A 14,049-nucleotide genomic window follows, 5' to 3' on the forward strand; every position below is an offset into this window, starting at 1 on the left:
TTCATGCTGGGAAGCAGCGTTAGTTAACGGTGTAGGGAATGTCAGGAAGCGAGGCCGGGAAGTCCGGAACCGGGCGCTTCATCCATTTGGCATAGACTTTTGCGAGCTCGCCATTGGCCTTGGCTTTGTCGAGCCAAGCGTTGAGTGCCTCGTTCCAGTCCTTTTCACCGGGGCGCGTGGCGGCGCTGTTGTAGAGGGTCACGAGGTCGAACTTCACCTCGTAATCCTTGCCGCCAGCCGCTGCGAGACGGTCACCATAAAACTGGTTGCCGCCGATTGCCTCGATCTGGCCCGACAGGATCGCCTGAATGGTGGCGGCGTCATCGTCGAAACGCAGAATTTTTGCCTTGGTACCGGCACCTGCGGTCAAAGCCGTGTCCATCGGACTGGATTTCGGCGCGCCGACGGTCATTCCCGTGAGATCGTCGAAGTTGGCGATCTTCTTGTCCTTGGTGGCATAGACCGACATCACGTTATGCGCGTAAGGCTGCGCATATTGTACGTTTTTCGCGCGTTCCGGCGTCATCCCCATCGACGCGAACAGGGCATCGACCTTTCCGGTGCGAAGCGACGGGATGCGGTTGGCGACTGCAAGCGGTACGAACTCCACTTTCAGTCCAAGATAGTCCGCAAACCCGCGGGCTAAATCCGCATCATAACCTTCCTGAACACCAGAGGAGTTTATGAAGCCCCAGGGCGCGTTGTCGCCCTGAATGCCGATGATGATCTTGCCGCTGGACTTTGCTTCTTCAAGTGTTCTGGCTTCTGCGCCTGCGGGTGTCAGGATTGGCAGCAAAGCTGCTGCCAATCCGATGGCGATGGCTGTTCGCCAACGCGTCTGTCTGTTAAAGATTCCCATTGGTTACTCCTCCCAATCCAACCTCTTCCGGTCTTCACTTCACGGTGAAAGGAATATCCGGCAGGCTTTCCGGGAAAGCGGGAACTTCGCGCTTCATCCACTTGTCGTAGATCTTGGCAAGCTGACCATCCGACTTGATCTTGTCGAGGAAGGCGTTGACGGTCTCGTTCCAGTCCTTTTCACCCGGACGGGTGCCGGCGCCGTTGTAAAGCGTCGTCAGGTCGAACTTCGGCTCGTATTTGCCGTTGGCAGCCTGATTGAGGCGGTCGCCATAAAACTGGTTGCCACCGACAACCTCGACCTGGCCCGAAATCAGCGCCTGAATGTTGGCGGCATCATCGTCAAAGCGCAGGATCTTGGCCTTGGAGCCTGCACCTGCCGTGATCGCCGTGTCCATGGCGCTGGACTTCGGAACGCCGACGGAGACGCCGGTCAGATCGTCATAGTTGCCGATCTTCTTGTCCTTGGGGCCGTATACGGAAAGCACGTTACCGGCATAGGGCTTGGAATACTGGATGGTCTTGGCGCGCTCGGCGGTCATGCCCATGGTTGCGAACAGCAGGTCGACCTTGCCCGTCAGAAGGGCCGGAATGCGGTTTGCCACGGCAAGCGGTACGAATTCCACCTTGACGCCGAGATATTCGGCAAACGCCTTGCCGATATCGGCATCGAGGCCATCCTGAACGCCGCTCGAATTGACGAAGCCCCAGGGCGAATTGTCGCCCTGAATGCCGATTACGACCTTGCCCTTGGCCTTGGCCTCATCCACCGTGCCGGCGAAGGCGTCGACCGGTGCGATAAAGGGCAGGGCGACCGTTGCTGCGGCGAGCGCGAGCAGGGTGCGACGTGAGAATTTACCGTTGGATTTCATCTTTTGCTCCTCCTTACAAAGCTTGATGACATGTTGATGGGTATTAGCGGGAAGCGGCTTGCATCCGCTTTTCTACACTGGCGCCCCACAGGGAAAGCGGCCAGCAGATCAGGAAATACATGATGCCGACGATGGCAAAGACCGTCAGCGGACGGAACGTCTGGTTGGAGACGATCTGGCCGGCGCGGGACAGTTCGACGAAGCCGACAATGGCGGCAAGCGACGTGCCCTTGATGAGCTGCACCAGAAAACCGATGGTGGCGGGCAGCGAAATCTTGAAGGCCTGCGGCAGAACCACGTCCTTCATACGCGACACGTAGTGCAGGCCAAGCGCGTTGGCGGCTTCGGTCTGACCCTTCGGCACAGCCTGGATGCCACCGCGCCAGATTTCACCCAGAAAGGCGCTCGCATGCAGGGTGAATGCGATGGCGACCGCAATCCAGGCATCGACATTCAGGCCCGCAAGCGCCACGCCGTAATAAACGACGAAAAGCTGCATCAGGAGCGGGGTGCCCTGGAAAATCGCGATGAAGCCGGTGCTGGCGCGCTGGATCGCCGGGGTTTCGGCAACGCGGCCAAGCGCGACGCAAAGGCCGAAAATGCCGCCGCCGATGAAGCCGATCAGTGTCAGCGCAAGGGTCCATTTCAGGCCCTGCAGCAAGAAGAACAATTCGTTGGAACCGATGGATGCCATTGTCTTTTCCTCACTTGACCGGATAGCTGAACGATGTGCGGGAGATGAGGGAAAATACCCCCATCATCAGCGAGGAAATGACCAGATAAAGCAGCGTGATCGAGAAATAGACCTCAAAGGAGCGGAAGGTGTCCGCTTCGATCTGCTGGGCCACCGAGGTCAGCTCGTAAGCCGCAATCGAGGTACAGACCGAAGTGGTCAGCGTCAGCATGATGAACTGGCTGGTGAGTGACGGATAGACTGCGCGAAGCGCCGGTTTCAGAATGATGTGCCGGAAGATCTGCGCCCGGTGCAGGCCAAGCGCCAATCCCGCCTCGACCTGGCCCTTGGGAATGGAATCGACGCCGCCGCGAATGATTTCAATGGCATAGGCGCCGCCGTTCAACGCAAGCGCAATGATGGCCGTGACCGTGGGGTTAAGCTTGATGCCGATTTGCGGCAGGGCGAAGAAGATGAAGAATATCTGCACCAGAAACGGCGTGTTGCGAATGGCTTCCACGAACCCGATGACCAGACCGCGCAGCAGCTTGAAGCGCGAGCGGCGGGCCACGACGCCGAGAACCCCGATGACGGTGGCAAGCGACATGCCGGCGATTGCAAGGCCGATCGTTGCAAGACAGGCCAGAAGCAGCTCGGGCAGACGGTCTATGACCGCCGAAAAATCGAGACTGTAAGACATATTTCCTCCCAACCCGTTCGGGTCCGAACAGACGTTTCGCCTTGTTCGCATCGCTTTGGAAAGCCTGTGGCTCCAAAGCCCTCCGTTTGTTTTTACCGTGCCGGGGAAGCTCCACACTTCTGTGCCAGCATAGCGTTAACCTGAATGTTTGTACCAGTTAGTTCAATTTTGTGTCAAGCGCCAACTCCGGTTAGAAACAGCTTAAAGATCACTTTTTCTTCATTCATCTTGTTCAAGAAAGTCGTTTTTTATCAACGACTAATGTGACTAATGGCAAGCGTTTTCATCGCACGCCCGCGCCATTCCCATCTCGCTGGCAAAAGCGCCCGAAGGCCGCTCAGTCCTCGCGAAAATCTGTCATTCCTTCTTTATTCTTCGCTTGCTCCCAGCCGGTCGATCTGCCCCGCGAGGCGCTCGGCGATCAGGAGTGAGGACCCCGTTGCCGTCACCATTTGCGGCAGTGACAGCCATTCGAGCATCCAGCCCGCGCCCGAACGTTCCTGTTCGTGAACGAGAGACTGGTGCAACGCCGAAATCTGCACGGCGTTGAAGCGTGCCAGCGTCACCAGCGTTTCCGCATTGACCGGGTTCTGCTTGTGCGGCATCGCCGAGGAACCACCCCCGCCGCTCATGCGAATTTCGGCGCCTACTTCGGCCAGAAGCGCGATATCCTGCCCGAACTTGCCAAGCGTGCCGGTGACGAGCGACAGCAGATTGGCAAGCTCGGCGATACCGTCGCGCTGGCTGTGCCACTGCGGCCTGTCAGAAAGGCCGAGGCGCTTTGCGAGATCGGCGCGGACAGTGCCGGCATTGTCGCCGAGCTTTTCCAGCGTGCCGGCCGCGCCGCCGAACTGGACGGCAAAACCGTGCTGCAAAAACGTGTCGATCCGAACCAGATGCCGTTCCAGCGGATCGATCCAGCTTGCCACCCTGTCGCCGACCGTGATGGCGATGGCGGCCTGCATGCGGGTATATCCCGTCAGCGGGTTGCTGCCATCGCGGGCCGCAATATCACCCAGCGTATCGATGAGGCGGCCGAGCCGTGCCGCGATGATTTCCGCTGCCGCCTTCAGCCGGAGCATCAGGCTGGTATCGATGACATCCTGGCTGGTGGCGCCGAAATGCAGCTTTTCCGCCGCAGTACCGGCAACCGCCGCCCGCATCTGCCGGACAAGTTCCGGCACCACAACGCCGTCCTTGGCGACGCCATGCCGAAGCGCGGTGGTATCGGCGGCAAAATCGGAAAGGCGGGAGACGATCGCATCCGCCGCATCCGCTTCAATGACGCCCGCCCCGGCTTGCGCCTGCGCCAGCGCCGTCTCGAAACGGATCATGGCATCGATATCCGCTCTGGCCGAAAACAGCTCAACGATTTCGCTGTCGCCAAAAAGGCCGGAGAGAAACGGATGTTCGAAGGGGGAAAGGCTCATCTCAGGTTACGGCTCCGCTCAGATATCAAAAAACACGGTTTCGCCCTCGCCCTGAAGGCGGATATCGAAACGATAGATGTTTCCTTCCTCCTTTTTGGCGACAAGGGTGGCGATGCGGCTTTTCTGCTCGACGCGGGCAAGGACCGGATCGGCGGCATTGGCCTCCTGCTCCTCGGGAAAATACATGCGGGTTTGCAGGCCGATATTGATACCGCGCGCCACGATCCAGAAAGTGATGTGCGGCGCCATCCACCGGCCGTCGCGGAAGGGCACCTTGCCGGGCTTGATGGTGTCGAATATGAATTCGCCGGTATCCATGTCGCCGGGCGAGCGGCCCCAGCCGGTGAAATTCGGATCCGCCTTGCCGCGTGTTTCGCTGGGGCTGTTGTAATAACCGTCCGTATCCGCCTGCCAGATTTCGATCAGGGCGTCTTTCAGCGGCATGCCAGCGCCGTCGTAGACCGTGCCACGCACGCTTATGCGTTCGCCGCGAGCCTTGTCGTTATAGAGCGCGCCGGAGCCCAGGTCCTTTTCGAACATGCCCTCGATGCCAACGAAATTGGGGGTGCAGCCGATATGGACATATGGACCTGCCGTCTGCGACGCTGATTCCTTGAGATAACCGAGCGGCTGGACCATGATCAGTTGCCTTCCTTGCGATTTTCGAAAAACGTGGAGCGGCGGCCGCGAAGCACGATGTCGAACTTGTATGCCAGCATGTCCATGGGAATGTTTGAATTCATATCCAGCGGCGCGATCAGCCGCTTGATCGCATCCTCGTCCGGGATGGTTTTGACGATCGGACATTTCCAGATCAGCGGATCGCCTTCGAAATACATCTGGGTTATCAGCCGCTGGGCAAAACCGTGGCCGAAGACCGAGAAGTGGATATGGGCAGGCCGCCAGTCGTTGACGCCGTTCGGCCAGGGGTAAGCGCCAGGCTGGATGGTCTTGAACCAGTAATAACCGTTCTCATCCGTGATCGTGCGGCCGACGCCGCCAAAATTCGGATCGATGGCGGCGAGATAGGTTTCCTTCTTGTGGCGATACCGCCCGCCGGCATTGGCCTGCCAGAATTCCACGAGCGCACCGTCCACGCCGCGGCCGCGCTCGTCCAGCACCCGGCCGTGGACCAGAATACGCGGGCCAATCGGCATTTCGCCAGGGCGGGCATAATTGAGGATCAGGTCGTTATCCAGCTCGTTCAGCAGGCTGTGGCCGAAAACCGGCCCGGTGATCTCGCTTTTGGTGCCTTCCAGCGAAATCAGGGCGCGCTGCGGAGAACGCAGGATAGAGGTCTTGTACCAGGGAGCATAGGCCAGCGGATGAATGTCGCGGTCGCGTGCGAAGAACGGCCCGGTTTCGGGCTTTGTATTACTCATTTCGTCTCCTCCTCGTCGCGGGAACTATCGGCTTTCATGCCGGCCAGAGCAAGCTTGGCGGTCTTGAAAGCGTGGTTGGCGGCGGGAACGCCGGCATAGATTGCGACATGCAGCAGCGCTTCGCGAATATCCGCTTCGGTGGCGCCGGTATTGGCGGTGGCGCGCACATGCATGGCAAGTTCCTCGTCCTGCCCGAGTGCGGCAAGCAAGGCGATGGTGACAATCGAGCGCTCGCGCTTCGTCCAGTGGTTACCGGACCACACCGTGCCCCAGGCCGCTTCGGTGATGAGCTGCTGAAACGGCTGGTCGAACCCCGTCGTCACCGTCTGCGCGCGGTCGACATGCGCGTCACCGAGCACGGCGCGGCGCGTTTTCATGCCCTGCTCAAATCTCTCGTTCTTGTCGATATTGTCCGCCATCTGTCAGTGCTCCGGCAAGGTCTTCAGAAAATCACCGACCGCCTGCGCATAGGCGAGCGGTTGTTCAAGGCATGGAATGTGGCCGCAGCGTGCAATGGTGGCGAGACGGCTTGCGGGAATGAGGTCCGCCAGCGATTGCACCAGTGCTGGCGGTGTCGACCCGTCTTCATCGCCCGCCACGCAGAGCGTCGGAACAGCGATGCGGCCCGCTTCGCGCGTGAAATCGGCATCGCGTATGGCGGCGCAGGTGCCGCTGTAACCGGCCTCCGGCTGTTGGGAAAGCATGTTGCGCGCGCCCGCATAAACCACGTTGTCCGGCTGGCGAAAGGCTGGTGTGAACCAGCGCTCCATCACCGGATCGATCAGCGAGGCAAGGCCGTCAGCGGCGATCTTGTCGATGCGCGCGTTCCACATCTCGGCGGTGCCGATCCTGTGGGCGGTATTGCTGAGCACAAGGGCACGCACGAGATCGGGACGCCGGGCATAAAGTCCCTGTGCAACCAGTCCACCGACCGACAGACCCCAGATAACCGCATTGTTGACGGAAAGATGATCGAGGATGGCAATCAGGTCGTCCGCGTGATCGTCTATCGAATAGGCAGGGCGGCCGATATCGGACAGGCCATGGCCACGTTTGTCGTGCAGGACGAAAGCATATTTGTCGCCAAGTTCCGCAATCACCGCATCCCAGATACGGAAATCGGTGCCAAGCGAATTGATAAAGGCGATGACCGGCTTGTCGCTTTCCAGTTCGTGCGCACGATAATGGATCGCGTTTTCGCCACAGCGCAGAAAATGCATGATGTAAGTCCTCCTGTTGACGATATTGCAAGCACGTTCCGGTTAAGTAAAATGACATTATCGGTGAAAAATATAACCAATGGATTATATGTTCGATGGTCGAGCAGCGTATAAAGTTCCGGCATCTTCAGACCTTCGTGGAGGTGGCGCGCCAGAAAAGCGTCATTCGTGCTGCAGAAATCCTGCATGTCAGCCAGCCGGCGGTAACGAAAACCATCCGCGAACTCGAGGAGATTCTCGGTGTCTCGCTGTTCGACCGCGAGGGGCGCGGCATCCGCATCAGCCGCTATGGCGAGGTGTTCCTGCGCCATGCCGGGGCGACGATGACGGCACTTCGCCATGCGGTCGATTCCGTCTCGCAGGAGGCGGCGCGTGCCGGCCCGCCGGTTCGCGTCGGTGCCTTGCCGACCGTATCGGTGAGGATCATGCCGAAAGCCATGGCGGGATTTCTTTCGGAAAAAACCGGCAGCCCGGTCAAGATCGTCACCGGTGACAATGCCGTTCTTCTGGAGCAGTTGCGCGTCGGCGATCTGGATCTCGTCGTAGGGCGCCTGGCTGCGCCGGAAAAGATGGCGGGATTTTCCTTCGAGCATCTCTATTCCGAAAAGGTGCGGTTCGTCGTGCGCGCCGGCCATCCGCTGCTGTCACCGGGCATTTCGGTTTTCGATCACCTGCACGAATTCCCGGTATTGATCCCCACCCGCCAGTCGGTGATCGGTCCCATCGTCGAGCAGTTCCTGATCGCCAATGGGGTGCCGGCCTTGCCAATCCGCATCGAAACGGTATCGGATGCGTTTGGCCGCGCGTTCCTGCGCACCAGTGATGCCGTCTGGATCATTTCGGAAGGCGTGGTCGCAGGCGATGTGGCGGATGGAACTCTGGCGATCCTGCCGGTCGATACCGGCGATACCAGCGGTCCGGTCGGCTTGACGGTGCGGGCCGATACGCAGCCCTCACTGCCGCTGTCGCTGCTGATACAGGCCATTCGCGAAGCTGCGCGCGAACTGCTCGACCCGAAGCCTGAAACTGTTTCCTAATAGGGAAGCCCGACATAGTTTTCCGCAAGCGCCGTGGAGGCCGCGCGGGAATGCACGAGGTAATCCAGTTCCGCTTCCTGGATACGCTGGCCAAATTCGCCGGTATCGGGAAAGCGGTGCATCATTGTCGTCATCCACCAGGAAAAGCGCACGGCCTTCCAGACGCGGGATAGCGCTTTCTGCGAATAGGAATCGATGCCCGCTTCCGACCCTTCACGATAAAATTCGATGAGCGCCTCGCTGAGATAATGCACGTCGCTGGCAGCAAGGTTGAGGCCCTTGGCGCCGGTCGGCGGCACGATGTGGGCGGCGTCGCCCGCCAGAAACAACCGCCCGAAGCGCATCGGTTCGCACACGAAGGACCGAAGCGGTGCAATGGATTTTTCAAATGACGGCCCGGTCACCAGGGCATCGGCATGGTTTTCCGGCAGGCGGCGGCGGATTTCATCCCAGAACCGCTCATCGCTCCAGTCCTCCGGCCGGTCTTCCAGCGAACATTGCAGGTAATAGCGGCTGCGCGTGTGCGAGCGCATGGAACAGAGCGCAAAACCACTGGGATGGTTGGCATAGATGAGTTCGTGGCTGACGGGTGGCACTTCGGCCAGAATACCGAGCCAGCCGAAAGGATATATCTTTTCGAATTCATTGATCGAGCGCTCAGGCACGGATTTGCGGCTGACGCCGTGAAACCCATCGCATCCGGCAATAAAATCACAATCGATCCGGTGGCTTACGCCGTCTTTCTCATAGGTGACATAGGGGCTGGTACCATCGAAATCATGCGGCTCCACATTCGAGGCTTCATAGATTGTGGTGAGCCCCGCTTTTTCGCGGGCATCCATCAGGTCGTGCGTCACCTCCGTCTGACCGTAGACCATTACCCGTTTGCCGCCGGTAAGATCGAAGAGGTCGATACGGTGATCGCGCCCGTCAAAGGCCAGCGAGAAACCGTCATGCGGCAGACCTTCCTTGTGCAGGCGTTTGTCGGCGCCAACCTTTTCCAGAAGGTGCACTGTGCCTTCTTCCAGCACCCCGGCGCGGACCCGACCGAGGATGTAGTCCTTGCCGGCCCGGTCGAGAATGACGGTATCAATGCCTTCATTGGCAAGCAGCTGACCAAGCAGCAGACCCGAAGGGCCGGAGCCGATGATGACGACCTTGGTGCGCATTAGTTTCCTCCCGGAATTGTCTCCTGTCAGGAAATTGACCAAAGCGCGCGACAAGCTCAATGGACTTTCTGATCCGTAAATTGCACAATTCGACCATGATGCGGGGAGCCGGGGGTGACATGCGGGTTGCGGCGAATGAAGGCCTATATGGCGAGGAGACAGCGCAAGGAACCGCTTTCCGCTTTCATTGCGAGACGCTTTTTTCCAGAAGCAGCCTGCATCGCTTTGAAATCGGCCTGCACCGGCATGCCGCGTTCCTGCAAATCTTGTACATTTGGGGCGGCGAGGGCGATGCATTGCTGGATGGCCGCACCGAGGCTATCCGCCCACCGGTCGCCATTGTCGTGCCGCCGGGTTTCGAGCACGGCTTTCGTTTTTCGCGCGATATTGGCGGGGTGATCGTCACCGTGCTGCCCGGCGCGCTTGCCGCATCCGTGCAGGCGCTGCTGCTGCGGAATTTCCAGCAGCCCGTGTTGTTGCCGTTGCAGGATTTCTCCGAGGGCGAGCGATTGCGCAGGGATTTCGAACATATCTCCGCGGAGTATGAAAGCCACGAGATAGGCCGGGAGGCCATGATCGAAGGTCAGCTTGCTACCGTGGCTGCGCTTCTTGCGCGAGCGGCGCGGCCTCTACTGGAGAGAACCGGGGAAGGCCCTGCGGAACAGCGCTTCGAACTCCTGCTGTCACTGATCGCCCGACATATTCGCGAGCCGCGCAAGGCGGCGTTTTATGCGCAGAAGCTCGGCCTTTCCGAGACCCATCTTAACCGTCTCGTCCGTTCCGTTTCCGGCCTCAGCCTGCAACGGCTTGTCGCCAGGCGCCAGATCGAGATCGCCCAGCAGGAACTGATCTTCACCGTATCGACCGTGCAGATGATTGCGGAAGATCTCGGTTTTGCCGACCCGGCCTATTTCAACCGCTTCTTCAAGCGGGAAACAGGCATGACACCGCGGGCATGGCGATTGGCTGAACGGCGGAAAATGGGAGATGACGGCGCGGCTTCGGCCTCATCTCAGGCAAGCATTCTTCCCAGCTCTCGCTGGACGGAAAGCAGTGCCGGCAAATAACGCTCCACCAGATCGTCCATCGACGCTACCGAGGCGGCAAGCCCGACATTGAGCGCTGCGACCGTCTGCCCACGCACGGTTTTCACCGGCACGGCAATGGAGCGAAGGCCGATCTCCACCTCCTGATCGATCAGGGCATAACCGCGATTGCGGGTCGCCTCGAGTTCGTCGAGCAGGGCGTCGATACCGGTCATCGTCTTTTCCGTCCGTGCCACCAGCCTCGAGTGTTCCAGGACCTCGCGCTGCCGTTCCGGTGTAAGGGCTGAGAGGAGAACGCGGCCCATGGACGTGCAATAGGCGGGCAGGCGCGAGCCGGGCATGAGGGCGATGGACATGACCCGCTGCTGGGCGGCGCGCGCCACATACACGATTTCGGTATCGTCCAGAATGGAGACTGATGTGCTGTGGCCGATCTCTTCCGAAAGACGGTCGAGAAGGGGCTGGACGATGCGCGGCAGCGGCATGGTGGCAAGACAGCCGGTGCCAAGCCGCAGCACCTTGGGCGTCACAGTGAAGAACTTGCCGTCATAGGCGGCGTAACCCATTTCCGACAGTGTCAGCAGACAGCGCCGCGTGGTGGCGCGGTCAAGGCCTGCGATGTCAGCGGCATCTGATATGGACAGGCGCGGGCGCTCGGCGCTGAACGCCTCGATCACCTTCAGCCCCTTGGCGAGACCGCCCATCATGTCTCTTTCATTGACGGCCATGTCACGCTCCATTTGTGCGATATACGAACAAAAATCATATAACGCACAAAATTGTTGCCGTCGAGGCGGATTCGGATTTAGCTCTGAGCCAAGCGGCCTTGCGAGTTCCCATTGCTGGGCTGGATGGAGGATTGATATGGACAAGACAATCAAGAGCGCGACTGATGCCATTTCCGGTATCGGCGACGGCGCGACGGTTATGATCGGCGGTTTTGGCGGCTCCGGCGCGCCCATCGAGCTGATCCACGCCCTGATCGACAAGGGACCGAAAAACCTGACGGTCATCAACAACAACGCCGGCAATGGCCGTATCGGCATTGCCGCAATGATCGATGCGGGCATGGTCAAGAAGATGATCTGCTCGTTTCCGCGCTCTTCCGATCCGCGCGCTTTCACCGACAGATATCTGGCCGGCGAAATCGAGCTGGAACTTGTGCCGCAGGGCACGCTTGCCGAGCGCATCCGTGCCGGTGGCGCGGGCATCCCGGCATTCTATACTCCGACTGCCTTCGGCACGGAGCTTGCCAATGGCAAGCCGATCGCCGAATTCGACGGTCGGTCGTATGTTCAGGAACGCTGGCTGAAGGCGGATTTCGCCATCGTCAAGGCTGAGCTTGGCGATACCTACGGCAATCTCACCTATAACAAGGCGGGGCGCAATTTTAACCCGCTGATGTGCATGGCGGCAGCCACCACCATCGCCCAGGTCTCCAAGATCGTCGCTGCCGGCGAGATCGACCCCGAGCATGTCGTCACGCCCGGCATTTTCGTCAATGGCGTCGTGGAAATCGCCAATCCGCAACAGGAAGAAGTCCTCATTCGCGCGGGAGTAGCCTACGCATGACCCAGCCAATCAACACTCGCGACGATATCAAGCTTTCCAACGCCCAGATCGCCTGGCGCGCGGCGCAGGACATCGAGGATGGCGCTTACGTCAATCTCGGTATCGGTTTTCCCGAAATGGTCGCCCGTTACCAGCCGCCCGGCCGTCAGGCTATCTTCCACACCGAAAACGGCATCCTGAATTTCGGCGAAGCGCCGCCGGAAGGTGAAGAGGACTGGAACCTCATCAATGCCGGCAAGAAGGCCGTGACGCTGAAGCCGGGTGCCTCCTTCTTCCACCATGCCGACAGCTTCGCCATGGTGCGCGGCGGGCATCTGGATGTTGCGATCCTCGGCGCCTATCAGGTGGCGCAGAATGGTGATCTCGCCAATTGGCGCGTTGGCTCCAAGGGCGTGCCCGCCGTTGGCGGCGCCATGGATCTGGTGCATGGCGCCAAGCAGGTTTTCGTCATCACCGAACATGTGACGAAGAACGGCGAGCCGAAGCTTGTCGAAAAATGCGCCTTTCCGCTGACCGGCGTCGGCTGCATCACCCGCATCTACACCAGCCATGCGGTGATTGACGTCGTGGATGGCCGTTTCGTTTTGCGCGAAAAGCTGGCGGCGATGAGCTTCGATGAATTGCAGGCCATGACCGGCGCGCCTCTCCATGTCGATGGCGAAGTCGCCGATCTTGTCGCCCCGGAACTTTGAGGAACAACCGATGACCGATGCATTCATCTGCGACTATATCCGCACGCCGATCGGCCGTTTCGGCGGTGCATTGTCTTCAGTGCGGGCTGACGATCTCGGTGCTGTGCCCTTGCGGGCGCTTGTCGAGCGTAATCCGTCCGTGGATTGGGAAGCCGTCGAGGACGTGATCTTCGGCTGCGCCAACCAGGCGGGCGAAGATAACCGCAATGTTGCCCGCATGTCGCTGCTGCTGGCCGGCCTGCCAGTTTCGGTGACCGGAACCACGATCAACCGGTTGTGCGGTTCGGGCATGGACGCTGTCATCGCCGCTGCCCGCGCCGTCAAATCCGGCGAGGCGGAATTGATGATTGCAGGCGGCGTGGAAAGCATGAGCCGCGCGCCCTTCGTGCTGCCCAAGGCCGAAAGTGCCTTTTCCCGCAATGCCGAAATCTACGACACGACCATAGGCTGGCGTTTCGTCAACCCGCTGATGAAGGCGCAATATGGCGTCGATTCCATGCCGGAGACCGGTGATAACGTCGCCGTCGATTATCAGGTCTCCCGCGAAGATCAGGACGCCTTTGCCGTTCGCAGCCAGCAAAAGGCAGCCGACGCGCAGGCCAATGGCCGCCTCGACAAGGAAATCGTCTCGGTCACGATCCCGCAGCGCAAGGGCGATCCGCTGGTAGTGTCTAAAGACGAACATCCGCGTGCTACGAGCCTTGAGGCCCTTGCAAAGCTGAAGCCGGTCAACAAGCGCGACGGTGCGACAGTGACGGCGGGCAATGCATCCGGCGTCAATGACGGTGCGGCGGCCCTCATCATCGCTTCGGCTGAAGCCGCAAAGAAATACGGCCTGACGCCGATTGCCCGCATTCTCGGCGGAGCAACTGCCGGCGTTCCGCCGCGCGTCATGGGCATCGGCCCTGCGCCTGCCTCAGCCAAGCTTCTGGCGCGTCTAGGCCTGAAACAGGAAGAGCTTGACGTGATCGAGCTGAACGAAGCCTTCGCCAGCCAGGGTCTCGCAACGCTTCGCCAGCTCGGCATTGCCGATGACGATGCGCGGGTGAATGCAAATGGCGGGGCGATTGCGCTTGGGCATCCGCTTGGCATGTCCGGTGCGCGCATTGCCGGCACCGCAGCACTCGAGCTTTCTCTGACCGGCAAGCGTTATGCGCTCTCGACCATGTGCATCGGCGTCGGGCAGGGAATTGCCGTGGCGCTCGAGCGGGTCTGACGGGATCGCGGCATTCGGTTCTGTTGAACGGTCCGGATGCCGCTGCCGCCGTGTCTTCAGCTATGTCGGCAGGTGCTCAGGAACTCCACGCATGATTTTCTCGCATTGGTGCATTCCAACTCCCCTCATTCCTGTGCTTGTCGCAGGAATCCAGCCGACGCGGGTCTGCGCGGCGGAGGGAG

General features: G+C 60.0%; 16 protein-coding genes. 5 read left to right on the plus strand and 11 right to left on the minus strand.

Annotated elements, in window-relative coordinates:
• Positions 1 to 19: 19 nt before the first annotated feature.
• The 9 genes from F617_RS0123860 to pcaD all read right to left on the minus strand — a co-directional run bounded on the left by F617_RS0123860 (position 20) and on the right by pcaD (position 7,135).
• Positions 20 to 859: a transporter substrate-binding domain-containing protein gene (locus F617_RS0123860; protein ID WP_019566997.1), complete on the minus strand. Its 840-nt coding sequence runs from the start codon at positions 857 to 859 to the stop codon at positions 20 to 22.
• A gap of 34 nt (positions 860 to 893) precedes the next feature.
• On the minus strand, positions 894 to 1,730 hold the full coding sequence (locus F617_RS0123865; protein ID WP_004431022.1) for a transporter substrate-binding domain-containing protein: 837 nt from the start codon (positions 1,728 to 1,730) through the stop codon (positions 894 to 896).
• A gap of 43 nt (positions 1,731 to 1,773) precedes the next feature.
• Positions 1,774 to 2,424 carry an amino acid ABC transporter permease gene (locus F617_RS0123870; RefSeq protein WP_004431025.1) on the minus strand — a complete coding sequence of 217 codons (651 nt, stop codon included), beginning with the start codon at positions 2,422 to 2,424 and terminating at the stop codon, positions 1,774 to 1,776.
• A 10-nt stretch (positions 2,425 to 2,434) separates the two neighbouring features.
• Positions 2,435 to 3,103: an amino acid ABC transporter permease gene (locus tag F617_RS0123875; protein WP_004431026.1), complete on the minus strand. Its 669-nt coding sequence runs from the start codon at positions 3,101 to 3,103 to the stop codon at positions 2,435 to 2,437.
• Positions 3,104 to 3,471: 368 nt separating this feature from the next.
• On the minus strand, positions 3,472 to 4,533 hold the full coding sequence (locus F617_RS0123880; RefSeq protein ID WP_019566998.1) for a 3-carboxy-cis,cis-muconate cycloisomerase: 1,062 nt from the start codon (positions 4,531 to 4,533) through the stop codon (positions 3,472 to 3,474).
• 18 nt (positions 4,534 to 4,551) lie between these two features.
• Complete coding sequence (gene pcaG / locus F617_RS0123885) at positions 4,552 to 5,172, minus strand: protocatechuate 3,4-dioxygenase subunit alpha (protein ID WP_019566999.1); 621 nt, start codon at positions 5,170 to 5,172, stop codon at positions 4,552 to 4,554.
• A gap of 2 nt (positions 5,173 to 5,174) precedes the next feature.
• Positions 5,175 to 5,915 (minus strand): protocatechuate 3,4-dioxygenase subunit beta, encoded by a 741-nt coding sequence (gene pcaH, locus F617_RS0123890; protein WP_004431032.1) that lies wholly within the window; start codon positions 5,913 to 5,915, stop codon positions 5,175 to 5,177.
• Positions 5,912 to 6,334 carry a 4-carboxymuconolactone decarboxylase gene (gene pcaC / locus F617_RS0123895; protein ID WP_019567000.1) on the minus strand — a complete coding sequence of 141 codons (423 nt, stop codon included), beginning with the start codon at positions 6,332 to 6,334 and terminating at the stop codon, positions 5,912 to 5,914. Before pcaC ends, pcaH begins: the two co-directional genes overlap by 4 nt.
• Positions 6,335 to 6,337: 3 nt before the next feature.
• The gene (gene pcaD / locus F617_RS0123900) at positions 6,338 to 7,135 is read right to left on the minus strand and encodes a 3-oxoadipate enol-lactonase (RefSeq protein WP_019567001.1); all 798 of its coding nucleotides are present in this window, start codon (positions 7,133 to 7,135) and stop codon (positions 6,338 to 6,340) included.
• A 95-nt stretch (positions 7,136 to 7,230) separates the two neighbouring features.
• On the opposite strand from pcaD, the gene pcaQ reads away from it, so the two are divergent.
• Positions 7,231 to 8,172, plus strand: coding sequence for a pca operon transcription factor PcaQ (gene pcaQ / locus F617_RS0123905; protein ID WP_019567002.1), 942 nt, complete (start codon positions 7,231 to 7,233; stop codon positions 8,170 to 8,172).
• Here pcaQ and pobA read toward each other — a convergent pair.
• The gene (gene pobA, locus F617_RS0123910) at positions 8,169 to 9,341 is read right to left on the minus strand and encodes a 4-hydroxybenzoate 3-monooxygenase (protein ID WP_019567003.1); all 1,173 of its coding nucleotides are present in this window, start codon (positions 9,339 to 9,341) and stop codon (positions 8,169 to 8,171) included. The genes pcaQ and pobA overlap by 4 nt on opposite strands.
• 119 nt (positions 9,342 to 9,460) lie before the next feature.
• On the opposite strand from pobA, the gene F617_RS0123915 reads away from it, so the two are divergent.
• A complete protein-coding gene (locus F617_RS0123915) occupies positions 9,461 to 10,408 on the plus strand; it encodes a helix-turn-helix domain-containing protein (RefSeq protein WP_026331047.1) in 948 nt (315 codons plus the stop codon).
• Here the strand turns inward: F617_RS0123915 and F617_RS0123920 are convergent.
• Positions 10,354 to 11,115 carry an IclR family transcriptional regulator gene (locus tag F617_RS0123920; protein ID WP_004431042.1) on the minus strand — a complete coding sequence of 254 codons (762 nt, stop codon included), beginning with the start codon at positions 11,113 to 11,115 and terminating at the stop codon, positions 10,354 to 10,356. The genes F617_RS0123915 and F617_RS0123920 overlap by 55 nt on opposite strands.
• 136 nt (positions 11,116 to 11,251) lie before the next feature.
• Between F617_RS0123920 and F617_RS0123925 the strand changes: the two genes are divergently transcribed.
• From F617_RS0123925 to pcaF, 3 genes are read left to right on the plus strand one after another with little or no spacing between them, the layout of a single operon-like run.
• Entirely contained in the window at positions 11,252 to 11,959 is a 708-nt protein-coding gene (locus F617_RS0123925) for a 3-oxoacid CoA-transferase subunit A (RefSeq protein WP_019567005.1), read from the plus strand.
• Complete coding sequence (locus tag F617_RS0123930; protein ID WP_004431045.1) at positions 11,956 to 12,651, plus strand: CoA transferase subunit B; 696 nt, start codon at positions 11,956 to 11,958, stop codon at positions 12,649 to 12,651. The genes F617_RS0123925 and F617_RS0123930 overlap by 4 nt, the downstream gene beginning before the upstream one ends.
• A gap of 10 nt (positions 12,652 to 12,661) precedes the next feature.
• Positions 12,662 to 13,867, plus strand: coding sequence for a 3-oxoadipyl-CoA thiolase (gene pcaF, locus F617_RS0123935; protein WP_019567006.1), 1,206 nt, complete (start codon positions 12,662 to 12,664; stop codon positions 13,865 to 13,867).
• Positions 13,868 to 14,049: the final 182 nt, after the last annotated feature.

The organism is Agrobacterium sp. 10MFCol1.1 (assembly GCF_000381165.1).
GTDB classification, from domain to species: domain Bacteria; phylum Pseudomonadota; class Alphaproteobacteria; order Rhizobiales; family Rhizobiaceae; genus Agrobacterium; species Agrobacterium tumefaciens.

What these genes read in the sequence shown, in the direction of transcription:
- F617_RS0123915 (WP_026331047.1), top strand. Translation starts at nt 9,461, where the DNA reads ATGCGGGTTGCGGCGAATGAAGGCCTATATGGCGAGGAGACAGCGCAA.
- pcaD (WP_019567001.1), bottom strand. Translation starts at nt 7,135, where the DNA reads ATGCATTTTCTGCGCTGTGGCGAAAACGCGATCCATTATCGTGCGCAC.
- F617_RS0123925 (WP_019567005.1), top strand. Translation starts at nt 11,252, where the DNA reads ATGGACAAGACAATCAAGAGCGCGACTGATGCCATTTCCGGTATCGGC.
- pcaC (WP_019567000.1), bottom strand. Translation starts at nt 6,334, where the DNA reads ATGGCGGACAATATCGACAAGAACGAGAGATTTGAGCAGGGCATGAAA.
- pcaG (WP_019566999.1), bottom strand. Translation starts at nt 5,172, where the DNA reads ATGGTCCAGCCGCTCGGTTATCTCAAGGAATCAGCGTCGCAGACGGCA.
- F617_RS0123865 (WP_004431022.1), bottom strand. Translation starts at nt 1,730, where the DNA reads ATGAAATCCAACGGTAAATTCTCACGTCGCACCCTGCTCGCGCTCGCC.
- F617_RS0123860 (WP_019566997.1), bottom strand. Translation starts at nt 859, where the DNA reads ATGGGAATCTTTAACAGACAGACGCGTTGGCGAACAGCCATCGCCATC.
- pcaQ (WP_019567002.1), top strand. Translation starts at nt 7,231, where the DNA reads ATGGTCGAGCAGCGTATAAAGTTCCGGCATCTTCAGACCTTCGTGGAG.
- F617_RS0123930 (WP_004431045.1), top strand. Translation starts at nt 11,956, where the DNA reads ATGACCCAGCCAATCAACACTCGCGACGATATCAAGCTTTCCAACGCC.
- pcaF (WP_019567006.1), top strand. Translation starts at nt 12,662, where the DNA reads ATGACCGATGCATTCATCTGCGACTATATCCGCACGCCGATCGGCCGT.
- F617_RS0123880 (WP_019566998.1), bottom strand. Translation starts at nt 4,533, where the DNA reads ATGAGCCTTTCCCCCTTCGAACATCCGTTTCTCTCCGGCCTTTTTGGC.
- F617_RS0123870 (WP_004431025.1), bottom strand. Translation starts at nt 2,424, where the DNA reads ATGGCATCCATCGGTTCCAACGAATTGTTCTTCTTGCTGCAGGGCCTG.
- pcaH (WP_004431032.1), bottom strand. Translation starts at nt 5,915, where the DNA reads ATGAGTAATACAAAGCCCGAAACCGGGCCGTTCTTCGCACGCGACCGC.
- F617_RS0123875 (WP_004431026.1), bottom strand. Translation starts at nt 3,103, where the DNA reads ATGTCTTACAGTCTCGATTTTTCGGCGGTCATAGACCGTCTGCCCGAG.
- F617_RS0123920 (WP_004431042.1), bottom strand. Translation starts at nt 11,115, where the DNA reads ATGGCCGTCAATGAAAGAGACATGATGGGCGGTCTCGCCAAGGGGCTG.
- pobA (WP_019567003.1), bottom strand. Translation starts at nt 9,341, where the DNA reads ATGCGCACCAAGGTCGTCATCATCGGCTCCGGCCCTTCGGGTCTGCTG.